Consider the following 18,791-nt stretch of genomic DNA (forward strand, 5'->3'; position numbering starts at 1 on the left):
TCATACTGCCAGGTGCGCGGCGATCCGTTCCGCGGCGGCGGTGGCCGAATCGACGCACGCCGGGATGCCGACCCCGCGGAACGAGGCGCCCGTCACAGCGAGCCCTGGCACGGCCTCGACCGCGCGCTCGATCTCCGCGACGGTCCCGGTGTGCCCGACGCCGTACTGCGGCAGCCCGCCACCCCACTTGGTGACCGTCCAGGCGACCGGCTTCGCGTCGACCCCGGTCAGCTCGGCCAGGTCGGTGCGCACGGCGGCCAGCAGCGCGTCCTCGTCGCGCTGGAGGGTGTGCTCCTCGCCGGCGCGGCCGACCGACGCCCGCAGCCGCACCCGGTCGCCGCCCCACTTGCGGGACGTGAACGTGAACGCCTTCGCCGTGAACGGGGTGCCGTCGCGGTGGCGCTCCCCCACGGCGAGCAGCACGCCGCTCGCGTCGGGCAGCTCGACGTCCGGGAGGACCATGCTGACGACCGCCATGGAGCCGACCTCGATGCGCCCGTATGCGGCGGAGGCGGCGGGGGCGACGTCGGCGAGCAGCTTCCGCGCGGCGGGCGGCGGCACGGCGAGCACGACGGCGTCGGCGTCGAGGAACTCCGGGCGCGGCGCCGGGCCCAGCTCGACCCGCCACGGGTGACGAACGACCCCGTCATCGCGGGCGGGAGCAGGACGGAGGCCTTCCTGCCGTGCGAGCCTGCGCACCGTCGTGCCCGTCCGGATCTCCGCTTTCGACCGGTCCGCCAGCGCGTCGATCAGCGTGCGCATCCCGCCCCGCAGCGCGCCGAACACCGGCCTGCGCGGTGCGTCGGCGGCGGGCGCCAGCGCGTCCGCGGCGGCGGTCAGCGAACCCGTCGCGTTCAGGGCGGTCACCAGCGGGGCCATCGTGGCGCGCAGGCCCAGCCGGTCGGCACGGCCCGCGTACACACCACCCAGCAGCGGCTCCACCAGGTGGTCCACCACCTCGCGACCGAGACGCTCCGCGAGCAAGGCGCCGACGGACACGTCCTCGCCGTCGGCCAGTGACACCGGCGGCAGCGACGACTCCGCCGCCACCCGCGCCACCGCGTCCGCCGACAGCACGTCCCGCACCGCGTCCGGTCCCGCGGGCACGCCCAGGAACGTGCGCCGGGGCAGCCCGGCGGTCGACCCACCGGCCCGGATGGTGGCGGCCGCTGCCGTCGGGTGCACCACCGGCAGGCCCAGCTCCTCGGCCAGCCGCAGCGCCGACGGGTTGCGCACCACGAACGCCTCCGCGCCGACGTCCGTGGGCACGTCGTCGAGGTCGACCGTCCGCAGCTTGCCGCCCGGCACGGGCGCCTGCTCCAGCACCGTCAACCGCGCCGACGGTCCCAGCGACTGCCGCAGCCGGTAGGCGGTGACCAGCCCGGAGACACCCCCGCCGACGATCACCACGTGGGTCATGGCTCGAGGCTGTGCACCAGCTCGACGACCCGGGTCAGCACCTCCGGGTCGGTCTCCGGCAGCACCCCGTGCCCGAGGTTGAAGATGTGCCCGGCCGCGGCCTTGCCCTCCGCGTGGATGCGCCGCACCTCGGCCTCCACCACGGAGAAGTCGGCCAGCAGCAGCGCCGGGTCCAGGTTGCCCTGCAGCACCGCGCCCGGCAGTCTGCGCGCGGCCTCGTCGAGCGGCAGCCGCCAGTCGACGCCGACGACGTCCGCGCCCGCCTCGCGCATCGCGGGCAGCAGCTCGGACGTGCCCACCCCGAAGTGGATGCGGGGCACACCGGAGTCGGCGAGCGAACCCAGCACGGCGGTGGAGTGCGGCAGCACCAGCTCGCGGTAGTCCCGCTCGGACAGCGCACCGGCCCACGAGTCGAACAGCTGCACCGCCTGCACACCGGCCGCGATCTGCATCTTCAGGAAGTCCTGCGTGATGATCGCCAGCTTGTCCAGCAGCGCGTGCCAGGTCGGCTTGTCCGAGTGCATGAGCGCCTTCGTGCGCTCGTGGTGGCGGGACGGCCCGCCCTCGATCAGGTAGGAGGCCAGCGTGAACGGCGCGCCGGCGAACCCGATCAGCGGCGTCGCGCCCAGCTCGTTGCGCAGCAGGCCGATCGCGCGGGCGACGGGCCGCAGCGCCTCCTCGTTCCCGCTCGGCAGCGCGGCCACGTCCTCGGCGGTGCGCACGGGCGAGGCGACGACGGGCCCGGTGCCGGGCACGATGTCCACGCCGATGCCGGCGGCGACGAGCGGCACCACGATGTCGCTGAACAGGATCGCGGCGTCCACGCCGTGCCTGCGCACGGGCTGCATCGTGATCTCGCAGACCATCTCCGGGTTGAAGCACGCCTCGAGCATCGGCGTGCCCTCGCGCAGCTTCCGGTACTCCGGCAGCGAGCGGCCCGCCTGCCGCATGAACCAGACGGGGGTGTGGCTGGGCTTCTCACCCGCGGCGGCCACCAGCAGCGGCGCGGTCTGCACGCGCTCAGGCGCGGTGGTTTCCGGTGTCATGGAATCAGCGTGCCACGCGCCGATCGAACGACCCTGAGGGGTCCATGATCAAAATCGCCCACCGACGGTGTGCACAAGTCGGCCCGCACACCGGCGCGCCGTCCCCGCTCACTGACTCGGGTGGTCCTACAGTTACGAGTCGTGACCAGTACGTCGGGAGCACCCGAGCTGTTCACTCAGGCCGTCGCCGCCCTGAAGGGACTGCGACCGAGGCCCGAGTTGCAGCTCGGTGTCGTCCGCGCTCCGCAACGCCTCGCGCCGTGGGCGTACGCGTTCACCGCGGAGGTCACCGGCCCCGCGGACGAGCTGGCCACCGGCCGCCTGATCCTCCTGCACGACCCGGAGGGCCAGGAGGCGTGGGACGGCGTCCTGCGGGTCGTGACCTACGTCCGGGCCGAGCTGGACGCGGAACTGGCCGCCGACCCGCTCCTGCCCGCCGTGGGCTGGTCGTGGCTGACGGACGCCCTGGCCGCGACGGGCGCCGAGTACCGCGCGCTCGGCGGCACGGTCACGGACACGTCGTCGGCCCGCTTCGGCGACATCGCGGGCCCGGCCAGGACGGACGACCTGGAACTGCGCGCCTCCTGGACGCCGGTGGACGCCAACCTCGCCCCGCATGGCGAGGCCTTCTTCGACGTCATGGCGAGCGTGGTGGGCCTGCCCCCGGTAGGCGTCACGATGTTCAGCCAGCGCAACGGCTCCTGAGCCGCCCCCGCTCACCGGCCACCGGCGACCGCGGCGGGCACCAGCAGCGCGGCACCCACCACCTCGACGCAGAAGTAGCACCAGATCGGGTAGAACGCGGTGGCCCGGTCGGCCAGCCGCGAGACCACCCGCCCGCCCGCCATCCCGGCGAGCGCGACGGCGACCGTCACCGCGATCCCCCGCCGCAACCCGCCCGCGTCCGCCACGGCGACGGCGAGCAGCGCGGCCACCGCCACCCCGAAGCCGCCGTACACGGCCCGGATCTCGGCCCTGGCCTCCGGTGACCCGGCGACGATCCCGAACGGCCGGGCCAGCGCCGCGGGCGCCACGAGCGCGTACACCCCCATCGCGAGGAAGAACGCGGCCACGACGACGAGCAGGGCGATCGCCATGCCGTCCCCCTTTCCGAGTCGGTGGTCGTGCGAGCATCACCGACGTGACCGAGGTCCCGCTTCCGGAAACGTGCTGCCCGGCGACCGTCTGGATACGGGTCGGGCAGGCCGCCTACCTGGGCCCGTCCCTGCGCCTGGACCCGCACTCCGGGGCCGTCGACTGCCTGGTCGTGGGGGTCGACGCGCCGTTCACGCTGCACGCGGGCGGCACGACCCACCGGGCGCGCAGCGCCGTGATCCCCGCTCGGACCCGCCACCAGGTCGTCACCGAGGGCCGGGTGCTGTTCTGCTACCTCGACCCGGCTGCGCGCGTCCACGACCGGGGCCCCGGCATCCGCCTCGGCCACCCCGACGAGGACGACCTGGTCCGGGACCCCGACCCGGCGCGCGTGTTCGACCGGCTGTCCCCGGTCCGGGTGGACGAGCGGATCCGGGCGGCGCTGCGGATCATGCGGGCTCACCCGGCCGACCGGTTGAGCGCGGCCGAGGTGGCCAGGGAGGTCCACCTGTCGACGTCCCGGTTCCTGCACCTGTTCTCCGCGCACACGCGGACCACGTTCCGCAGGTACCGGCTCTGGACGCGCATGGTGCGGGTCGCCGCCGCCGTCAGCGCCGGTCACGACCTGACGAGGGCGTCCGCCGACGCCGGGTTCGCGTCCCCCGCGCACTTCAGCGACAGCTTCCACGCCATGTTCGGGCTGAGCGCCGGGAAACTGCTGGCCGCGGGCGCCCGCGTCGTCGTGGCCGCCTGAGCGGTCACTGCTTCGCCGCGTACGCCTCCGCTTCGGACAGGGCGCGCAGGGCGTTCTCGCCTGCCAGTTTGGCGCATTCCTCCTCGGTCCAGCCGCGGTCGAAGAGGGCCGCGAACAGGTTCGGGTACGTGCTGACGTCCTCCAGCCCGTCCGGCAGTGCGGTGACGCCGTCGTAGTCGCCGCCGATGCCGATGTGGTCGATGCCCGCGACCTCGCGCGCGTGCTCGACGTGCGCGACGACGTGGTCGAGGCTCGCCCTCGGCTTCTCGCGGTCCCACGTGGCCAGGAACTCCTGCCGCTGGTCCAGGTCGCTGTGCCGCAGCCCGGCGGCCGCCATGGCCCGCTGCACGCCGCGGTCCCACTCGACGAGCTCGGGCGACACGAACTCCGGCACGAACGTGATCATGCAGACGCCGCCGTTGTCCGGCAGCCGCCGCAGCACGTCGTCCGGGACGTTCCTCGGGTGGTCGGCGAGGGCGCGGCACGACGAGTGGCTGAAGATGACCGGGGCCTCGGCCACGTCGAGGGCGTCACGCATCGTGGTCGCGGCGACGTGGGAGAGGTCCACGAGCATGCCGATGCGGTTCATCTCGCGGACCACCTCGCGGCCGAAGCCGGAGAGGCCGCCGACCGCCGGCTCGTCGGTGGCCGAGTCGGCCCACGGGGTGTTGTCGTTGTGCGTGAGGGTCATGTACCGGACGCCGAGGCGGTACAGCGCGCGGAGCACCCCGAGCGACTCGTTGATCGAATGGCCGCCCTCGGCGCCGAGGAACGACGCGATCCGGCCATCGGCGAACGCCGTGCGGGCCTCCTCGGCCGTCCGGGCGATTCGCAGTTGCGACGGATATTGGGCCGCCAGGGTGTGCACCAGCTCGGCCTGCTGGACGACCGCGGTGACCGCCGCGTCACCGCGCAACCGACACGGAACGTAAACACTCCAGAACTGGACACCGAGCCCACCTGCGCGCAACCGGGGGAAGTCGGTGTGGAGCCGCGGCTGTGATTGCTCCAAATCCACCTCGAAAGCAGCCGATCGGGTCTCGTCAACCTCCGGGAGTGACCGCAACGCCCAGGGGAGGTCGTTGTGTCCATCGACCAACGGGGTGGTCTTGAGCAACTCCCGGGCCCGTTCGAAGGAAGCACCTTTCACTACCGCGACCTCGTTTCATCGAGTTGAGAGGCATAGACGTTACGTCACCAACCGGAAGTCACCCGATCGTGTTACATGTCCCCGCCAGAGTGATGTCTCGATTGGATAGATAACGAATTGATCATCCCGCTAACCCGCTTGGGGGGCTAGGCTGCGGACGTCGACACCACTTTCGGTCCAATGGCGGCGCGGCTGTTTGGCCGAAGGTCCCGGTGTAGGTCGGGGGGCACGACCGACTCCAGGGAGGTAGTGACGTGGCTGCCGTCGGCTTAGGTCAGGCCGCTCGTACCACGCCAGCCGGTGTTTTGCCGGCGAACATGGTCCCGCACCCGCGGGAGGAGCTGTTCTCAGTACTGGTGGTCGATGACCATCCGTTACTAAGGGAGGCGATAGCTGCCCGGTTGACCCAGATGGGCGCCGGCACCGTCCACGAAGCCGCCACGGTGGCTGAGGCGAGGGCGCGAGCATTGGCCACCGGCCCGTGCGATCTCGCGATCCTCGACCTCGGGCTGCCGGACGGTTCAGGAATCGAGCTTGTCACCGAGCTGCGCGGCCATGGCTGGCCCCGCATCGTGGTGCTGGCTTCGTCCGACGACCCGTACGCCGTGCGTTCGGCCTTCCAGGCAGGGGCCCAGGCCTACCTGCTGAAGTCGGCATCGCCGGTGGTCGTGACCGACGGGGTTCGTCGCGTGCTCGAAGGCGGCGTGTACGCCGACCCGAGCGTCGCGCCGATCCTCGCCACGGGCACGCGGGTCCCCGGCACCGACAACACCCCGCGCGAGCTCTCGGCGCGCGAGGTGGAGGTGCTGCAGCTCGTCGCGGACGGGCAGTCCAACAAGGAGATCGGCGAGGGACTCAACCTGTCAGCACTGACGGTGAAGTCCCATCTCTCGCGGATCGGCCGGAAGTTGGGCACCGGTGACCGGGCACAGATGGTCGCGCTGGCCATGCGGGCCGGTGTGATCCGCTGAGCAAGGAACGTTTCGACCGGGCTCGCGAGGGCATTCGCGGGCCCGGCCGAAACGGCCCCTGAATTGCACGGACACCACCACTGAGCGTCACCAACAGGTCGCTGCCTGCCGAAGTCACACCGCCGTCCCGTATGGTCATCGGCCGTGGAGGACACGGGGACGGGAACAACCGAGGAGGCACGGCCTGAGCCGGTGCTGCTGAGGCAACCAGCAGAGGGCACGCCGGACGTCGTGGAGACGCCTCGGGCGCTGCGAGAAGCGTCGGACGCACTGCGGGCCGGGCATGGCCCCGTCGCGGTCGACACCGAACGAGCGTCCGGTTACCGGTACTCCCAGCGCGCCTACCTCGTGCAGGTGCGCAGGGAGGGCGCGGGCTCGTTCCTCGTCGACCCCGTGGCGCTCGACGACCGGATCGACCCGCTCATCGAGGCGCTGTCGGACACCGAGTGGGTGTTGCACGCCGCCTCCCAGGACCTCCCCTGTCTCGCCGAGCTGGGGCTCAAACCCGCCAAGCTGTTCGACACCGAGCTGGCCGGGCGGCTCGCCGGGTACGAGCGGGTCGCGCTGGGCACACTCGTCGAGCTGCTGCTCGGCTACCGGCTGGAGAAGGGCCACGGCGCCGCCGACTGGTCCCGCCGGCCGCTGCCGCAGGACTGGCTCGACTACGCGGCACTCGACGTCGAGCTGCTGATCCAGCTGCGGGACGTGCTCGAACAGGAGCTGCGCGACCAGGGCAAGCTGGCGTGGGCGCTCGAGGAGTTCGAGGCGCTGCGCACCGCACCGCCCGCACCGCCGCGCGCGGAACCGTGGCGGCGGACCTCCGGGATCCACCGCGTGCGGTCGGCACGCGGGCTCGCCGCCGTGCGCGCGTTGTGGGAGGCCCGCGACGCCATCGCCCGCCAGCGGGACATCGCACCGGGCCGGGTGCTGCCGGACGCGTCGATCGTCCAGGCGGCGACCGTGCTGCCCGCCGACGAGCAGGCGCTCCTGGAGCTGCCCGTGTTCAAGGGCCGCGCGCAGCGGCGCATCGTGGACGTGTGGGCCAGGGCGCTGCGGACCGCGGCGAAGCTGCCGAAGTCGGAGCTGCCCGACCCGTCCCCGCCGCACGAGGGCCCGCCGCCCGCCAACCGGTGGGGCGACCGCGACCCGGCCGCCGCCGCCCGGCTGGCCGCCGCACGGGCCCAGCTCACCGCGATCGCCGAGGCCAACAAGCTGCCGGTCGAGAACCTGCTGCAGCCGGACCTGGTGCGCCGCACGTGCTGGCGGCCGCCGGAGGACCTGTCACCGGATTCGGTGGCGCGGGCGCTGCGGGCCGGTGGTGCGCGGGAGTGGCAGATCGGCCTCACCGCCGACGCGTTCTCGCAGGCACTGAAGGACGCCGAGCAGTAGCCCGCGACCCCTGCCAGCATGGGAGGGGTGAACGGCAGCGTCTGGATCGGCACGTCGGGGTGGCGGTACAAGAACTGGCGCGGCGAGTTCTACCCGGAAGGGCTGCCGCAGCGCCGGGAGCTGGAGTACATCTCCCGGCAGCTCGGCTCGGTGGAGATCAACGGCTCGTTCTACTCGCTGCAGAAGCCGGAGTTCTACCGGCGCTGGCACGACGAGACCCCGCCGGAGTTCGTGTTCGCGGTCAAGGGCGCGCGGTTCGTCACCCACATGAAGCGGCTGCGGGACGTGGCGACCCCGCTGGCCAACTTCTTCGCGAGCGGCGTGCTCGCGCTGGGCGACAAGCTGGGGCCGGTCCTGTGGCAGCTGCCGCCGACCCTCCCCTACGACCAGGAGCTGCTCGCCGACTTCTTCGACCTGCTGCCCCGCGACACCGCGGCCGCCGCCGTGCTGGCGGGCAAGCACGACGAGCGGCTGACGGGCCGGGCGCTGACCGAGGCGCCGGTCGACCGCCCGGTCCGGCACGCGCTGGAGGTGCGGCACCCCAGCTTCGTCGACCCGACGCTGCCGGACTTCCTGCGTGCGCACGGCATCGGACTGGTGGCGGCGTCGGCCGCGACGGAGTGGCCGTACCTGGAGGACGTGACGGCGGACTTCGCGTACGTCCGGCTGCACGGCGAGACCGAGCTGTACGCGAGCGGCTACACCGACGAGGAGCTGGACCGGTGGGCGGAGCGGATCCGCGGCTGGACCGCCGCCGGGTTCGACGTGTACGCGTATTTCGACAACGACATGAAGGTCAAGGCGCCGTTTGATGCCATCGGGCTCCTGACCCGCCTCGGCATGAGATAACTGGGGCGTGCGCGGATCTCTCGTGGGGCTCGGCGCCGCGGTCGTGGCCGCGGCCGCGGCGGTGGTGGTGCCCCTGACGGTGGTGGAGCCGTCGGTGCCGGGCTCGCCGGTCGCGGCCGACGTCCCACCGGTCACGACGCCGTCACCCGCCGAGCCGCCCGCCGAACCGCCCGTCGAACCGGCCTGCGCCGGTGAGCTGGTGGCCGGCGGCTCGGCGCAGGCCCGCAACGCCGTCCTGGACGTCGCGAACACGCTCGAGCGGGCCTGCCCGGACTCGGTGGTCGACTACGACCCCGTCGGCGCGGGCACCGGGTTGCGGCAGTTCACGAGCGGTGCCACGGCCATGGCGGTGGTCGACCGGCCGCTGCTGCCCGCCGAGGCGGCCGCGGTCAGGGCCCGGTGCGCGCCCGTGCAGTACCCGTTCGTCGCGGGCACCGTGGTCGTCCGGTACCACGTCGCCGGGGTCGGCGAGCTCACCCTCGACGCGCCGACGCTCGCGAAGATCTTCAGCGGGGCCATCGCGACCTGGAACGACCCGGCGATCGTCGCGCAGAACCCCGACACGGCGCTCAGCGCCAGGCCGATCACGGTCGTGGCGCGCGCCGACGAGTCGTCGACCACCGCCGCGTTCCAGCAGTACCTCGCGGCGACGGGCGGCTGGACCACCGGCGCGGGCACCACGTTCACCGGCAAGGCGGCCCAGTCCGTGCAGGGCGACAGCGGCATGCTGTCCGTGGTGGAGAACACCGAGGGCGCCATCGGCTACCTGACCGCCACGGACGGCACCCGGTCCCAGGCCGTGCGGGTCGGCGGGGTGGCACCGGACCGGGAGAACGTCACCACCGCGGTCACCGCCGCGCTCTCGGGCTCGGCGGGCATGGCGATCGACCCCGCCACCCTGTACCGCGCCGATCCGGCGGGCGGCGCGTACCCGCTCGTGGTGGTGAGCTACGCCGTCGCCTGCGAGGGGGACGCGCCTGCCCGCGACTTCCTGCTGGCGTCGCTGGCCGTGCGGGGCGCAGGCACCGGGTACGTGTTCCCGTCCGGCGCGTGGGCCGAGGAGCTGCTGACCGCGCTTCAGTGAGCCGCGGGCAGGTGGACGGTCACCGTGAGGCCGCCGCCCGGCACCGCCTCGGCGGACACCGAGCCGCGGTGCGCCTTCACGACCGCGCGCACGATCGCCAGGCCCAGCCCCGTGCCGGAGTGGGCCGTGCGGTCCACGCCGCCGCGGCGGAACGACTCGAACAGCTCCTCCACCCGCTCCGGGTCGACCGCGGCGCCGGACGACGACACGCGCAGCGTCACCCAGCCGGGGCCCGCCACCGTGTGCACGTCGAGCCAGCCGCCGTCCACGTTGTGCCGGACGGCGTTCTCGAGCAGGTTGCCTGCGACCCGTTCCAGCAGCGCCGGGTCACCTGCCGATGGCGCGGCCGCGCAGGAGAACGACGTGCGCAGGTGGCGCTGCTCGGCCTCGTTCCGCACGGCCTGCCACGCGCTGCCCACGACGGTCGCGAGGTCGACGCGCTCGACCGGGCCGAGCCCCATGCCGTCGGTGCGGGCGAGCAACAGCAGCGCGTCGACGAGCTGCCCGGCACGCAGGGTCGCGTCGCGGACCACGCCCGCCATGCGGCGCAGCTCGCCGGCGTCGGCGTCCGGGTCGGCCAGGGTGACGTCCAGCTCGGTGCGGATCACCGACAGCGGGGTGCGCAGCTCGTGGGAGGCGTTGGCGACGAACTGGCGCTGCGCGGAGAACGTGGCCTGCAACCGGTCGAGCATCGCGTCGAACGTGTCGGCCAGCTCGGCGACCTCGTCCCGGGGGCCGCGCAGCGCGATCCGCTCGCCGAGCGACTCGGCGGACAGGCGGCGGGCGGTGCCGGTGACGTCGCGCAGCGGCTTGAGGACGCGGCCGGTGAACGTCCACGCGAGCAGCGCGGTCGCGCCGACCACGCACACGAACGCGATCGACCCGCCCACCAGCACCCGGAAGCGGGCGGTCTCGCGGAGCACCTCGTTGAGGTCCTCGGCCTTCACGCGCGTGCCACCGACGACGACCGTGGTGCCGTCCGGCAGCGACGGCGCGTTGGCGGAGTCGCCCGCGAGGATCCAGGCGAGCCACAGGAGCAACGCGGCGACGACCGCGACCAGCCCGGTGGCGAGGAGCGTGATCCTGGCGCGCAGGCCCGGACCCCGCCGCATGCCGGTCACTCCACCCGGCTCGCCGTCGGCACCCGGTAGCCGGAGCCGACCACCGTGTCGATGATGCCCGGCTCACCGAGCTTCTTGCGCAGGGTCATCACGGTCACGCGCACGGTCGTGGTGAACGGGTCGGCGTGCTCGTCCCACACCCGTTCCAGCAGCTCCTCGCTGGACACCACCGACCCGCTCGCGGCGAGCAGCACCTCGAGGACACCGAACTCCTTGCGGGTCAGCTCCACCTGCGTGCCCGCGCGGGTCACCGTGCGGCGGGCGGGGTCCAGCTCGACGTCGCCCGCGCGCAGCACCGGCGGCGTGACGGGGGTCGAGCGCCGGGCGAGCGCCCGCACCCGCGCGACCAGCTCGTCGAACGCGAACGGCTTGGCGAGGTAGTCGTCGGCGCCGATGGACAGCCCCTCGACCCGGTCGGCGACCGAGCCGCTGGCGGTCAGCATGATCACGCGGGTCAACGCCCCGGAGGCGACGATCTCGCGGCACAGCTCGTCGCCGGACATGCCGGGCAGGTCCCGGTCGAGCACCACCACGTCGTACCGGGTGACGCTCGACTTCTCGTGCCCCTCGTCCCCGTCCAGGGCGACGTCCACGGCCATGCCTTCACGACGAAGCCCCCTGGCGATGGCGTCGGCCAGGGGTTCCTCGTCCTCGACGATCAGAATCCGCACGCTACAAAGGTGCCACAACTCGGCGTGACCGCGTCGCGAGCCCTCGCCGCGCGGCTGCTCCGCGCGACCGAGGACGCGTTGTTCGCCGCGTCCCGGCCGTTCAGTCCGCCACGCCGGGGTCGCCCAGCGCGACCTTGCCCGCGTAGGTGAGCGTGGCCTCGGGCGTGAGGGGGTGGAACGTGCCCGCGCGGACGTCGCGGTAGGCGCGTTCCATGCCGGACCGCCGGAAGAAGGACCGGCCGCCCATCACGTCCATCGCCAGGTCGACGACCGCGATGGCCGACAGGACCGCCTCCCGCTTCGCCAGCATGACCATCGCGAGTGTCCGCGCGTCGGCCTCGTAGTCGTCGCCCAGGTCGTCCACCGCGCCCATGAGGGACCACCACGCCGTGCGCAGCTTCGCGTCCATCAGGCCGACCTGCCGGTGCACGCGGGGCAGCGCGGTCATGGGCAGCGGGCCGCGGTTGCCGGTCAGCGACCGCACGGCTCGGTCCCGCGCCCCGACGGCGATGCCGTGGTAGGTGGCGCCGCCGACCGGTGCGAAGTGGACGGTCGCGGTGAGCAGCGGCGCGCCCAGCTCGCCGTACGGCCTGCGGCCCGCGATCTTGCCGGCGGGCACGAACACGTCCTCCAGCACCACGTCGTGGCTGGCGGTGCCGCGCATGCCGAGGGTGTCCCACGTCTCCTCGATCCGGACGCCCGGCGCGGCGAACGGGACGGAGAAGTGCAGCACCTGGGCGTCCTCGCCGGGTTCGCCGAGCACCGCGCACGTGGCGACGACCGTCGCGCCCGGCGACTGGCTGCAGAACACCTTCCGGCCGGTCACGAGGAACCCGCCGTCGACCGGGACGGCCTTGGTGGTCGGCCACAACCAGTCGGAGCCGCCGCTGGTGGCGATCACGATGCCCTCCTCGGCGATCCGTCTCAGCACGCCAGCCGCGTCGGGGGCGCCCTTGCGGTAGCGGTAGACCTGCACGAGCGTCAGGTACTGGTGCATGGCGACGGACAGCGCGGTGGCGCCGTCGTGACGGGCCAGCTCGCGCTGGGCGTGGCAGACGTCGCGCATGGTGGCGCCGAGCCCGCCCAGCTCGGTCGGCACGGCGAGCCGCAGGTAGCCGTGTTCGCGCATGGCGTCGTAGGCCTCGGTGACGAACGTGGCGTCCCGGTCGTGCTCGGCGGCGTGTTCCCCGGCGACGGCGCCGATCAGCGCGGCCAGGTCGGTGAAGGTGTCCACAGTGGTTGTCATGCCGCCGACGCTAGGAACGGCCGCGGCCCGCGAGTAGTGCAGAAACTGAACCGCGCCCGTAACGGTCCCGGCGCGACGGCGACCACATGGCATGAGGACCTACGCGCAGTACTGCCCGATCGTGCGGGCCGTCGAGGTGCTCGGCGACCGGTGGACGCTGCTGATCGTGCGGGACATGCTGATCGGCGCGACCCGGTTCAACGAGCTGTCCCGCGGGCTGCCCGGGCTGTCCCGCGCGTTGCTGTCGCGGCGGCTGCGGCAGCTGGTCAACGCCGGCCTGGTGCGCCGCACCGCCGACGGCTACGCGCTGACGCAGGCCGGCGCCGACCTGCGCCCGCTCGTGTCCGGCCTCGCGGACTGGGGCGCCCGGTACGCGTTCGGCGACCCGCAGCCCGAGGAGCTCGACCCCGAGCTGCTGATGTGGTGGATGCACGGCCGCGTCGACACCAGCGCGCTGTCGAAGCGCGCCGTGATCCAGATCGACGTCGCCGACCGCCGCCGCACGTTCTGGCTCGTCCTCGAACCGGGCGACGCGTCGGTCTGCTACACCGACCCCGGCTTCGACATCGACGCCGTCATGGCCGCCGACCTGCCGACCCTGTACCGGATGTGGGAGGGCGAGATCGAGTTCCGGCAGGCCCTCCGCACCGGCGACATCAACCTCACGGGCGCGCGCTGGATCGTCCGCGGTCTCCCGGACTGGCTCCAGCTGAGCGAGGTCGCCCCGATCGTCCGCGCGGCCCGCGCCTAGTGGTCGGTCGTGCACGCCAGTTCGCGGCCCGCCTCGATGTCCTCGGTCAGCGCCTTCACCTTCGCGGTCGCGTAGGCGTGGGCGTCGGAGCCGAGCAGCTGGTGCAGCGGGGCGGCGCCGGACTCGACGACGGCGATGATCGCGGCGGCCCCCTTGACCGGGTCGCCGAGCTGGCTGCCCTGCAGGGCGAGGTGGTTCCGCGTCATCTCGCGGACCTCGGGGTAGCCGTCGGTCGTCGCCGCGGGGAGGGCCAGTGAGCCGGTGGTGAGGAAGTCGGTGCGGAAGTAGCCCGGCTCCACGGCCGTGACCCTGATCCCGAGGTCGGCGACCTCCGCGGCGAGCGCCTCGGTCATGCCCTCCAGCGCGAACTTGCCCGCGCAGTACAGGCCCCAGCCGGGCACGGCGGTGAGGCCGAGGACCGAGGACACGTTGACGACGTGCCCGCGGCCCTGCCGCCGCAGCACCGGCAGCGCGGCGCGCAGCACGTTCCACACGCCGAAGACCTGCACGTCGAACATGGCGCGGGCGTCGGCGTCGGTGGTCTCCTCGACCGCGGCGAGGAAGCCGTAGCCCGCGTTGTTGACGACCACGTCGAGGCCGCCGAACCGTTCGGTCGTGGTGGCCACGGCCGCCGCGACGGCGTGCTCGTCGGCCAGGTCGAGCTGGAGCGGCAGGAGGCGGGTCGTGTCGGCGCCGGCCAGCGCGGTGGTGAGGCGGTCGGTCGACCGGGTGGTGGCGGCGACGTCGTGGCCGCGTGCCAGGAGTTGCCTGACCAGTTCGAGGCCGAGGCCGCGGGAGGTGCCGGTGACGAACCAGGTGGACATTGTGGACGCTCCTCGTCTCGGTGGGACGTCGTCCAGTCTTGGCCCGGATCGAGCGCCGGAACGGCCCATCATCGGCCCTGTGCGACCTAGGACTGACAGGTCCAGGCACGGCCGGGCCCGCGTTGGCACGATGGTGGGATGACGAGGGTCAACCGGGAGCTGGCCGACTTCCTGCGGCGGGCGCGGAGCAAGGTCGACCCGGCCCGGGCCGGCCTGCCGCACGACGGGCGGATCCGGCGCGTGCCGGGGCTGCGCCGCGAAGAGGTGGCGCTGCTGGCCGGCGTGTCGACCGACTACTACGCCCGCCTGGAGCAGGGCCGCAGGATCACGCCGTCCGATGGCGTGCTCGACGCGCTCGCGCGGGCGGTCGAGCTGGACGAGGCCGGGCGGCGGCACCTGGGTGAGCTGGTGGGCACGACGAGCGCGCCCCGCCGCTCACGGGCCGTCCAGCGGGTGCGGCCGGGCCTGTACCAGTTCCTCGACGCACTGGACGGCCACCCGGCGATGATCCTCGGACGGCGGACCGACGTGCTGGCGACCAACCGCCTGGCGCGCGCCCTGTTCGCCGACTTCGACGCCATGCGGCCCGGCGACCGCAACTACGCCAGGTGGCTGTTCCTCGACGACGCGGCCCGCGCGCTGTTCGTGGACTGGGACGAGCAGGCGCGGGCGTGCGTGGAGAACCTCCGCCTCGACGTCGGCACCGACCCGGGCGCGCAGGAGCTGGTCGCCGAGCTGTCCGGCCGCAGCCCGGAGTTCCGCCGGTGGTGGGAGGAACACGGGGTCTACCAGCGCACGTTCGGCACCAAACGGCTGCGCCACCCGGTCGTCGGCGAGCTGAGCGTCCAGTACGAGACGCTCACCATGCCCGGCGACCGCGACCAGACCCTGTTCGTCTACACGACCGAGGCGGGCACACCCTCCCGCGAGGCGATGAACCTGCTCGCGAGCTGGACCGGCTCCCCGGCCGTGCCCTGAGGGCGTGCCGTGTCCCGGTGCCCGGGCAGCGACGCATCACCGGGCCCGGCGGCGCGGCTCGCGTGTCCTGAACGCGCCGTTCAGGGCAGTTCGGCCGGGGCGGGGGCGACGTCCGTGCGCGTGGCGATCCACTCGGTGACGCGGCGCGCCACCTGCTGCGCGGTCATGCCGAGCCGCACGAGGACCTCGCTGCGCGTGCCCTGTGCGTGGAACTCCTGCGGCAACCCGAGGTCGCGCAGCGGCACGTCCACGTCCGCGTCGCGGAGGGCCGCCGCCAGGGACCAGCCGAAACCGCCGTGCCTGCCGCTGTCCTCGACCGTGACCACCAGCCGGTGCCCGGCGGCCAGCGGCACGAGGTCCGACGGCACCGGGGTCACCCAGCGCGGGTCGACGACCGTCACGCCGATGCCCTGGTCGGACAGCCGGTCCGCGGCGGCCATGCCCAGCTCGGCCAGCGCGCCGACGGTCACCAGCAGCACGTCCTTCGACTCGTGCGCGCCGGGGCGGCGCAGCACGTCGACGACCCCGCGCCGCTCCAGCGCGGCGACCTCGCCGCCCACCGACGCCTTCGGGAAGCGCAGCGCGGTCGGGCCGTCCTTCACGGCGACCGCCTCGTTCAGCTCCTCGCGCAGCGTCACCGCGTCGCGGGGCGCGGCGACCCGGATGCCCGGCACGACGCCGAGGATCGACAGGTCCCACATGCCGTGGTGGCTCGCGCCGTCGGGACCGGTGACACCCGCCCGGTCGAGGATCAGCGTGACCGGCAGCTTGTGCAGCGCCACGTCCATCAGCAGCTGGTCGAACGCGCGGTTGAGGAACGTCGAGTAGATCGCGACCACGGGGTGCAGCCCGGCCATCGCCATGCCGGCCGCGGACGTGACCGCGTGCTGTTCCGCGATGCCGACGTCGAACCAGCGGTCCGGGTAGGCCTCGGCGAACTTCGCGAGGCCGGTCGACCGCAGCATCGCCGCGGTGATCGCCACGACGTCGGGCCGGGACTCGCCGATGCGGGCCAGCTCGTCGGCGAACACCGACGTCCACGACGCGGCGCCCTTCGCGGTGGTGAGCTTGCCGGTGACCGGGTCGATCGGGTCGGTCTGGTGCATCTGGTCCACCTCGTCGTTCTCGGCGAGGGGGTAGCCGCGGCCCTTGCAGGTCGCGACGTGGACGATCACCGGGCCGCCGAACTCCTTCGCGCGGCGCAGCGCGGCGTCGAGGGCGGCGAAGTCGTGGCCGTCGACCGGGCCGAAGTACTTCAGGCCGAGGTCCTCGAACATGATCTGCGGGCTGATCGCGTCCTTGATGCCGCGCTTGGCTGCGTGCAGCGCCGCGTACAGCGGCTTGCCGACGACCGGCGTGCCCTGCAGCATCCGCTTGCCCGCTTCGAGGGACCGCTCGTAGCCGGGCGAGAGCCGCAGCGACGCGAGGTGGTCGGCGAGACCGCCGATGGTCGGCGAGTAGGAGCGGCCGTTGTCGTTGACGATCACGACCATCGGCCGGTTCTTGCCCGCCGCGATGTTGTTGAGCGCCTCCCAGCACATGCCGCCGGTCAGGGCGCCGTCACCGACGACCGCCACCACGCAGCGCTTCTCGCCACGCAGCTCGAACGCCTTGGCGAGGCCGTCGGCGTAGGAGAGGGCGGAGGAGGCGTGGCTGCTCTCCACGAAGTCGTGCTCGCTCTCGGCGCGGCTCGGGTAGCCGGACAGGCCCTCGACCATCCGCAGCCGGTCGAAGCCCTCCTGGCGGCCGGTGAGGATCTTGTGCACGTAGGCCTGGTGACCGACGTCCCAGATCACCGGGTCGTCCGGCGAGTCGAACACGCGGTGGATCGCCATGGTCAGCTCCACCACGCCCAGGTTGGGGCCGAGGTGACCGCCCGTGGTGGTCACCTTGTCGACGAGGAACTCGCGGATCTCGGCCGCGAGCCTCGGCAACTGGTCTCCCGTCAGCCTTTTCAGGTCCGCCGGGCCGTGCACCGTGCCGAGCAGGGAATCCTCGTCGGTCACCGCTGGTCACCTCGGTTTCTCAGATCGCGGGACGTCGGGCGGTCCCCGCCAGTCTACGAGCGCGCCCCGTGACGGCGCCCGGCCCTACACTCAGGCGGGTGCCAGTCGCATTCGACACCGCCGGCATGGAGCGACACGACGAGCGGACCTGGTTCGACCCGCGAACCGGTGACCAAGTCAGTCTCACCTACATCGGCATGGTGCCCGACATCCCCGCGCCGTTCGACGACCTCCCCCTGCTGCGGAGAAAGCTGGCCGAGGAGACCGCGGAGACCGGTTCGATCATCGAGGCGCACGTCGTGCGGCTCGGCGGGGTGCCCGCGCTCTTCCAGCTCATCAAGCTGCCGATCCCCGGGCAGGACACCGGGCTGGCGTTCATCGCCGCGTTCACCGTGCCGAGGGCGAACTGCAGCGCCGTGCTGCGCATCCAGTGCGCGGAGGGCCCGATGACGGGGGTGCGCGAGTCGACGGTCGCCGCGCAGGTCGGCTTCGACCAGTGCTTCCCGCCGCACCCGTACGCACCGGACGTGCGGGGGCAGCTGCCGTACAACGTCGCCGACGAGGCGGCCTGGGACCAGCAGTTCCCGGACCACCCGCTGACCAGGGCACGGGCGTGGGCGCACCGCATGCTCGCCACCGCGCAGGTGGACCCGCAGTTCGCGGCGCTGCCCCCGTTCGAGCCCGTCGCGCCCCCCGAGCCGGCGCCCCCGCCGCCGGTCGAGGAGGGTGACGTGCTGCACACGGTGCTCGTGGGGCTCCCCCTCGCGGGTTACCTGCCGCTGTGGCGGGAGGACGGCGTCACGTACTGGCGGATGACCGACCCCGAGGCGGTCCGCGCCCGCCTCGGCGCGGGCGTGGAGTCCCGCTCGGAGATCGACTCGCGGCGGTTCCGGGAGGCGGCGATGTTCAGCCCGTCGCGCGGCACGCTGTTCCTGATGGACCGCTACCGCGACGAGACCGGTCACCTGGGCGGCACCAGCACGCAGCTCACCCCGGCGACGGAGGAGGAGGCGTTCGCGGCGGTCGACGACAAGGCGCTGTCGGAGCTGTACACGTGGCTCGGCGAGGTGGTCCTGGCGTCGGTGCGGCGGGGCGAGTTCGTCGCGGTCGAGACCGGTGGCTGGCAGGTGCCGATGACCCCGGTGCTGCTGATGATGCTCAGGACCGACGGCCGCGAGTGGCACTCGGTGGTCGAGGCGTCCCCCGTGCCGGAGGGCGCGCCGGTGTGGCGGGACCAGCAGCCGGTCGAGGGCAACACCCAGGTGCTGGCCAGCCCGGCGACGGACCAGACGGTGCGCGCGTCGGGGTTGCTGACGAGGTTCGCCGTGGCGGCGTGGGGCGTGCACCCGTTCCGGTTGGGACTGTCGTTCGGTCCGAACCCGACATTGTGATTCGGTAAGGTCGGAGCTCACGTTCGGCACAAGAGGGTGGGGATCG

Annotated in this window: 18 protein-coding genes; 9 read left to right on the plus strand and 9 right to left on the minus strand. The window is 73.2% G+C overall.

The features are described 5' to 3' along the window. Together hemG and hemE are read right to left on the minus strand one after the other, a co-directional pair. Nucleotides 1-1,419, minus strand: coding sequence for a protoporphyrinogen oxidase (hemG, locus tag ACYQ77_RS30535; protein ID WP_459717224.1), 1,419 nt, complete (start codon nt 1,417-1,419; stop codon nt 1-3). Further along, nucleotides 1,416-2,465, minus strand: a complete 1,050-nt coding sequence (gene hemE / locus ACYQ77_RS30540; RefSeq protein WP_459717225.1) for a uroporphyrinogen decarboxylase — start codon at nt 2,463-2,465, stop codon at nt 1,416-1,418. Before hemE ends, hemG begins: the two co-directional genes overlap by 4 nt. A 141-nt stretch (nt 2,466-2,606) precedes the next feature. Between hemE and ACYQ77_RS30545 the strand changes: the two genes are divergently transcribed. Continuing rightward, nucleotides 2,607-3,170: a DUF3000 domain-containing protein gene (locus ACYQ77_RS30545; protein ID WP_459717227.1), complete on the plus strand. Its 564-nt coding sequence runs from the start codon at nt 2,607-2,609 to the stop codon at nt 3,168-3,170. An 11-nt stretch (nt 3,171-3,181) separates the two neighbouring features. On the opposite strand, the gene ACYQ77_RS30550 is transcribed toward ACYQ77_RS30545, so the two are convergent. Continuing rightward, complete coding sequence (locus ACYQ77_RS30550; protein WP_459717228.1) at nt 3,182-3,562, minus strand: DUF4345 family protein; 381 nt, start codon at nt 3,560-3,562, stop codon at nt 3,182-3,184. Nucleotides 3,563-3,606: 44 nt separating this feature from the next. On the opposite strand from ACYQ77_RS30550, the gene ACYQ77_RS30555 reads away from it, so the two are divergent. Continuing rightward, a complete protein-coding gene (locus tag ACYQ77_RS30555; RefSeq protein ID WP_459717230.1) occupies nt 3,607-4,314 on the plus strand; it encodes a helix-turn-helix transcriptional regulator in 708 nt (235 codons plus the stop codon). Nucleotides 4,315-4,318: 4 nt separating this feature from the next. On the opposite strand, the gene ACYQ77_RS30560 is transcribed toward ACYQ77_RS30555, so the two are convergent. Next, the gene (locus tag ACYQ77_RS30560; protein ID WP_459717231.1) at nt 4,319-5,464 is read right to left on the minus strand and encodes a dipeptidase; all 1,146 of its coding nucleotides are present in this window, start codon (nt 5,462-5,464) and stop codon (nt 4,319-4,321) included. 254 nt (nt 5,465-5,718) lie between these two features. On the opposite strand from ACYQ77_RS30560, the gene ACYQ77_RS30565 reads away from it, so the two are divergent. The 4 genes from ACYQ77_RS30565 (at nt 5,719) to ACYQ77_RS30580 (ending at nt 9,757) form a co-directional block, all read left to right on the plus strand. Further along, on the plus strand, nt 5,719-6,435 hold the full coding sequence (locus tag ACYQ77_RS30565) for a response regulator (RefSeq protein ID WP_133902500.1): 717 nt from the start codon (nt 5,719-5,721) through the stop codon (nt 6,433-6,435). 144 nt (nt 6,436-6,579) lie between these two features. Beyond that, complete coding sequence (locus ACYQ77_RS30570; protein WP_459717233.1) at nt 6,580-7,824, plus strand: HRDC domain-containing protein; 1,245 nt, start codon at nt 6,580-6,582, stop codon at nt 7,822-7,824. Between the two features lie 18 nt (nt 7,825-7,842). After that, the gene (locus ACYQ77_RS30575; protein WP_459717235.1) at nt 7,843-8,673 is read left to right on the plus strand and encodes a DUF72 domain-containing protein; all 831 of its coding nucleotides are present in this window, start codon (nt 7,843-7,845) and stop codon (nt 8,671-8,673) included. A 7-nt stretch (nt 8,674-8,680) separates the two neighbouring features. Next, nucleotides 8,681-9,757, plus strand: coding sequence for an extracellular solute-binding protein (locus tag ACYQ77_RS30580; RefSeq protein WP_459717237.1), 1,077 nt, complete (start codon nt 8,681-8,683; stop codon nt 9,755-9,757). Here the strand turns inward: ACYQ77_RS30580 and ACYQ77_RS30585 are convergent. From ACYQ77_RS30585 to ACYQ77_RS30595, 3 genes are all read right to left on the minus strand, one after another. Continuing rightward, entirely contained in the window at nt 9,751-10,869 is a 1,119-nt protein-coding gene (locus ACYQ77_RS30585) for a sensor histidine kinase (RefSeq protein ID WP_459717239.1), read from the minus strand. The genes ACYQ77_RS30580 and ACYQ77_RS30585 overlap by 7 nt on opposite strands. A 5-nt stretch (nt 10,870-10,874) precedes the next feature. Beyond that, the gene (locus tag ACYQ77_RS30590; protein ID WP_459717240.1) at nt 10,875-11,549 is read right to left on the minus strand and encodes a response regulator transcription factor; all 675 of its coding nucleotides are present in this window, start codon (nt 11,547-11,549) and stop codon (nt 10,875-10,877) included. 100 nt (nt 11,550-11,649) lie between these two features. Continuing rightward, nucleotides 11,650-12,795 carry an acyl-CoA dehydrogenase family protein gene (locus ACYQ77_RS30595; RefSeq protein WP_459717242.1) on the minus strand — a complete coding sequence of 382 codons (1,146 nt, stop codon included), beginning with the start codon at nt 12,793-12,795 and terminating at the stop codon, nt 11,650-11,652. Between the two features lie 91 nt (nt 12,796-12,886). Between ACYQ77_RS30595 and ACYQ77_RS30600 the strand changes: the two genes are divergently transcribed. Continuing rightward, nucleotides 12,887-13,546, plus strand: a complete 660-nt coding sequence (locus tag ACYQ77_RS30600) for a winged helix-turn-helix transcriptional regulator (RefSeq protein ID WP_459717243.1) — start codon at nt 12,887-12,889, stop codon at nt 13,544-13,546. On the opposite strand, the gene ACYQ77_RS30605 is transcribed toward ACYQ77_RS30600, so the two are convergent. Then, nucleotides 13,543-14,370, minus strand: a complete 828-nt coding sequence (locus ACYQ77_RS30605; RefSeq protein WP_459717245.1) for an SDR family NAD(P)-dependent oxidoreductase — start codon at nt 14,368-14,370, stop codon at nt 13,543-13,545. The two genes, ACYQ77_RS30600 and ACYQ77_RS30605, sit on opposite strands and share 4 nt — an antisense overlap. Nucleotides 14,371-14,508: 138 nt before the next feature. Between ACYQ77_RS30605 and ACYQ77_RS30610 the strand changes: the two genes are divergently transcribed. Continuing rightward, the gene (locus ACYQ77_RS30610; RefSeq protein WP_459717247.1) at nt 14,509-15,348 is read left to right on the plus strand and encodes a helix-turn-helix domain-containing protein; all 840 of its coding nucleotides are present in this window, start codon (nt 14,509-14,511) and stop codon (nt 15,346-15,348) included. A gap of 80 nt (nt 15,349-15,428) precedes the next feature. On the opposite strand, the gene dxs is transcribed toward ACYQ77_RS30610, so the two are convergent. Further along, nucleotides 15,429-17,354: a 1-deoxy-D-xylulose-5-phosphate synthase gene (dxs, locus tag ACYQ77_RS30615; RefSeq protein WP_459717249.1), complete on the minus strand. Its 1,926-nt coding sequence runs from the start codon at nt 17,352-17,354 to the stop codon at nt 15,429-15,431. A 98-nt stretch (nt 17,355-17,452) separates the two neighbouring features. Between dxs and ACYQ77_RS30620 the strand changes: the two genes are divergently transcribed. Further along, nucleotides 17,453-18,745 (plus strand): hypothetical protein, encoded by a 1,293-nt coding sequence (locus tag ACYQ77_RS30620; RefSeq protein WP_459717250.1) that lies wholly within the window; start codon nt 17,453-17,455, stop codon nt 18,743-18,745. Nucleotides 18,746-18,791 lie beyond the last annotated feature (46 nt).

This window comes from Actinophytocola sp. KF-1, assembly GCF_054661535.1.